The organism is Tabrizicola flagellatus (genome assembly GCF_046295235.1).
In the GTDB taxonomy this organism is placed as follows: Bacteria; Pseudomonadota; Alphaproteobacteria; order Rhodobacterales; family Rhodobacteraceae; genus Tabrizicola; species Tabrizicola flagellata_A.
This window is the reverse complement of the sequence record NZ_JBKBLV010000082.1, coordinates 1-4,214: the sequence shown is the minus strand read 5'-3', so window position 1 is coordinate 4,214 and position 4,214 is coordinate 1. Positions and strand designations below refer to the sequence as shown.

Genomic DNA, 4,214 nt, shown 5'->3' with positions numbered 1-4,214 from the left:
GTGCAGGCCGAGGGCCGGACATCGGCCGCCGCGCAGCGCGCGAACGTGCTCGGGACCGCGGGCGGGATCGGCAATGTCGGCCTTGGCTTCGCCCCCGTCCTGGCACCGTTCCGGGTCGCGATCAACGCGCAGCCGCTCTCGGTCGCGGCGCAGGATGCCGCCCTGAAGCAGGTTGACGCCGATCTCGTCAAGGAAGGCATACTGGCGCAGGCGGGGTCGGACGCGGTCGGTGCGAAGCTCGCGGCAGAGCTGAACTTCGAACGAACCTTCTGCCTGCCGACGCAAGGCATCGTGGTGAAGGGTTGCCTTGACCGCTGCAACACCTGCGAAGATGGCCGCCAGAAGTCCATCGCGCTCGACCTGGAACGCAAGGCGTTGGAAAACAAGCTTCTGGCCAAGCGGATCGAGCTTCTGGAGAAAAGTCACGAATACCGCTGCTGCCCCGTGGGTGAGGCGGAACCGGTCGACGCCTAGCCCTTCGGGCAAATGCAAAGGCCCCGGGGATCCGGGGCCTTCGTTTTCCTGGATGCCGGTGTCCGTCAGATACCCGCCTGGGCCCGCATCGCGTAAAGATCGGCCACCGCCTTGTCGGCCGCGTCCTTGTCCGAGTTGACGGCCGCCGCCTCGCAGGCATCGGCCACCAGCGCGTCCAGCGCCGCCGGAGTCAGCTCGTCCAGCGGCACGGCCTGTTCGGCCAGGACCGAAACGCCGGTGGCGCTGATCTCGGCGAAACCGCCGGTCACGACATAGGCTTTCGTGCCCTCGGCGCCGACCACCTTCAGAACCCCGGGGCGCAGCGAGGTGATGGTGGCCGCATGGCCCTCCATCGCCGTCATGTCCCCGTCAGCGCCGGGAATCTGGACCTCGGTCGCCGGGAAGGACGCAAGGCGCCGCTCCGGGCTGACGAGGTCGAATTGAACCGAGCTGGCCATCTTGCCCCCTTACGCCGCAGCTGCCGCGAGTTTGGCAGCCTTGGCTTTCACTTCCTCGATGTCGCCGACCATGTAGAAGGCGGCTTCCGGCAGGTGGTCGTACTCGCCGTTCACCACCGCCTTGAAGGACGCGATGGTCTTCTCCAGCGGCACCTGCACGCCGTCCGAGCCGGTGAACACCTTCGCCACGTCGAAGGGCTGCGACAGGAAGCGCTGGATCTTCCGGGCGCGGGCAACGGTCAGCTTGTCCTCTTCCGACAGTTCGTCCATGCCAAGGATGGCGATGATGTCCTGCAGCGACTTGTAGCGCTGAAGGATACCCTGCACCGAACGGGCGACGTTGTAGTGCTCTTCCCCGATGACCGCCGGGTCCAGCAGACGCGAGGTCGAGTCGAGCGGGTCCACCGCTGGGTAGATGCCCAGTTCCGAGATCGCACGCGACAGAACCGTGGTGGCGTCGAGGTGGGCGAACGAGGTCGCAGGCGCGGGGTCGGTCAGGTCGTCGGCCGGAACGTAGATCGCCTGCACCGAGGTGATCGAGCCCGCCTTGGTCGAGGTGATGCGTTCCTGCAGCGCGCCCATGTCGGTGGCCAGCGTCGGCTGGTAGCCCACGGCCGAAGGGATACGGCCCAGAAGCGCGGACACTTCCGAACCCGCCTGGGTAAAGCGGAAGATGTTGTCCACGAAGAACAGCACGTCCGTCCCGGACTGGTCGCGGAACTGCTCGGCCAGCGTCAGGCCGGTCAGCGCCACGCGGGCACGGGCCCCCGGGGGTTCGTTCATCTGGCCATAGACCAGCGCCACCTTGGAGGCGGACAGGTCGTCGATCTTGATGACGCCCGATTCGATCATCTCGTGGTAGAGGTCGTTGCCCTCGCGCGTCCGCTCGCCCACACCGGCGAAGACGGAATAGCCCGAGTGCACCTTGGCGATGTTGTTGATCAGTTCCATGATCAGAACCGTCTTGCCCACGCCGGCGCCGCCGAAGAGGCCGATCTTGCCGCCCTTGGCATAGGGCGCCAGAAGGTCGATGACCTTGATGCCGGTCACCAGGATCTGGCTTTCCGTGGCCTGTTCGCTGAAGGCAGGCGCGGGCTGGTGGATCGCCCGGGTTTCCTTGGCCACGACCGGGCCCTTTTCGTCCACCGGCTCGCCGATGACGTTCAGGATGCGGCCGAGGGTGGCATCACCCACGGGAACCGAGATCGGCGCGCCCAGGTCCTTGACCGGGGTGCCCCGCACCAGGCCCTCCGAGGCGTCCATGGCGATGGTGCGCACGGTGTTCTCGCCCAGGTGCTGCGCGACCTCGAGGATCAGGCGCTTGCCGTTGTTGGTGGTTTCCAGCGCGTTCAGGATCGCGGGCAGCGCGCCATCGAACTGCACGTCGACGACGGCGCCGATGACCTGCGTCACCTTGCCGGTGCCAGCGGATGCTTTCGGGGCTTTTGCCATTGTCTTTTACTCCGGGTTCGTCAGAGCGCCTCGGCGCCCGAAATGATTTCGATGAGTTCCTTGGTGATCGCGGCCTGACGGCTCCGGTTGTACTGGATCGTCAGCTTGTTGATCATGTCGCCGGCATTGCGGGTCGCGTTGTCCATCGCGGACATCCGCGCGCCCTGCTCCGAGGCGCCGTTTTCCAGAAGGGCGGTGAAGATCTGCGTGGCCACGCCGCGCGGCAGAAGGTCGGCCAGGATCGCCTCTTCCGAGGGTTCGTAGTCGTACAGCGCCGAGGCGCCGGTCGCTTCGAACTTGGCCGGGATCACCTGCTGTTCGGTCGGGATCTGGCTGATCACCGACTGGAAGCGGTTGTAGAAGATCGTCACCACGTCGGCCTCGCCGGCCTCGAAGGCCGCCATGACCTCGCGCGCGATGGCCTGCGCATTGGCATAGCCCACGCGCTTCACTTCGCTCAGATCGACATGGCCGACGAAGGCATTGCCCCAGTCGCGCTTCAGCTGCTCGCGGCCCTTCTTGCCGACGGTCAGGATCTTCACCGTCTTGCCCGCCGCCGCCAGCTCGCTGGCACGGGTGCGCGCCAGCTTGACGATGGACGAGTTGAAGCCGCCGCAAAGGCCGCGCTCCGAGGTCATCACCACCAGAAGATGCACATGATCTTTGCCGTTCCCGGCCAGAAGCTTCGGCGCGCCTTCCCCGGTGCCGACGCCGGCGGCCAGCGCCGACATCACCGCCGTCATCCGCTCGGCGAAGGGTCGGGCGGCCTCGGCAGCCTCCTGCGCCCGCCGCAGCTTGGCTGCGGCGACCATCTGCATCGCCTTGGTGATCTTCCGCGTGTTCTTCACGCTTCCGATCCGGTTCTTGAGGTCCTTCAGGCTGGGCATCTGCCTACTCCTTCAGGGCGCTTCAAGCGAAGGTCTTGGCGAAGGCGTCGAGTTCCGCGCGGATGGCCTTTTCCAGATCGCCCGCCACCTTGCGGTCGTTCTTGGTGATGTCGTCCAGCAGCGCCTTGCCCTTGGTGCGCAGGTGCTGCAGCAGACCCGCCTCGAACCGGCCCACGTCCTTGACCGCGATCTTGTCGAGATAGCCGTTGGTGCCGGCGAAGATCACGCAGACGATCTCGGCGTTGGTCATCGGCGAATACTGGTTCTGCTTCATCAGCTCGGTCAGGCGCGCGCCGCGGTTCAGGAGCGCCTGGGTCGAGGCGTCGAGGTCGGAGCCGAACTGCGCGAAGGCCGCCATTTCGCGGTACTGCGCCAGTTCCAGCTTCACCTTGCCCGCAACCGACTTCATCGCCGAGGTCTGGGCCGAGGAGCCCACGCGCGACACCGACAGACCGGTGTTCACGGCCGGACGGATGCCCTGGTAGAACAGTTCGGTTTCCAGGAAGATCTGGCCGTCGGTGATCGAGATCACGTTGGTCGGGATATAGGCCGACACGTCGCCCGCCTGGGTTTCGATGATCGGCAGCGCCGTCAGCGAACCGGCGCCGAAATCCTCGTTCAGCTTGGCCGAACGCTCCAGCAGGCGCGAGTGCAGGTAGAACACGTCGCCCGGATAGGCCTCGCGCCCCGGCGGACGACGCAGCAGCAGCGACATCTGGCGATACGCGACGGCCTGCTTGGACAGGTCATCGTAGATGATCAGCGCATGGCGGCCGTTGTCGCGGAAGTATTCCGCCATGGCGGTCGCCGAATAGGGCGCCAGGAACTGCATCGGCGCCGGGTCCGAGGCGGTGGCGGCCACGACGATCGTGTAGGCCATGGCGCCGGTCTCTTCCAGCTTCTTCACCAGCTGGGCAACGGTGGACCGCTTCTGCCCGACCGC

At 66.2% G+C, this 4,214-nt stretch carries 5 protein-coding genes; 1 reads left to right on the top strand and 4 read right to left on the bottom strand.

What is annotated here, in order from left to right; genetic code table 11:
- On the top strand, positions 1-474 hold a 474-nt coding region (locus tag ACK4IU_RS18485; protein WP_409738292.1), incomplete at its 5' end, for a hypothetical protein.
- Between the two features lie 65 nt (positions 475-539).
- Here ACK4IU_RS18485 and ACK4IU_RS18480 read toward each other — a convergent pair.
- From ACK4IU_RS18480 to atpA, 4 genes are all read right to left on the bottom strand, one after another.
- The gene (locus tag ACK4IU_RS18480) at positions 540-932 is read right to left on the bottom strand and encodes a F0F1 ATP synthase subunit epsilon (protein WP_409738289.1); all 393 of its coding nucleotides are present in this window, start codon (positions 930-932) and stop codon (positions 540-542) included.
- 9 nt (positions 933-941) lie between these two features.
- Positions 942-2,384: a F0F1 ATP synthase subunit beta gene (gene atpD / locus ACK4IU_RS18475; RefSeq protein WP_409738286.1), complete on the bottom strand. Its 1,443-nt coding sequence runs from the start codon at positions 2,382-2,384 to the stop codon at positions 942-944.
- Between the two features lie 20 nt (positions 2,385-2,404).
- The gene (locus ACK4IU_RS18470) at positions 2,405-3,271 is read right to left on the bottom strand and encodes a F0F1 ATP synthase subunit gamma (protein ID WP_409738283.1); all 867 of its coding nucleotides are present in this window, start codon (positions 3,269-3,271) and stop codon (positions 2,405-2,407) included.
- 22 nt (positions 3,272-3,293) lie between these two features.
- The coding region (gene atpA / locus ACK4IU_RS18465) for a F0F1 ATP synthase subunit alpha (protein WP_409738280.1) at positions 3,294-4,214 on the bottom strand (921 nt) is incomplete at its 5' end.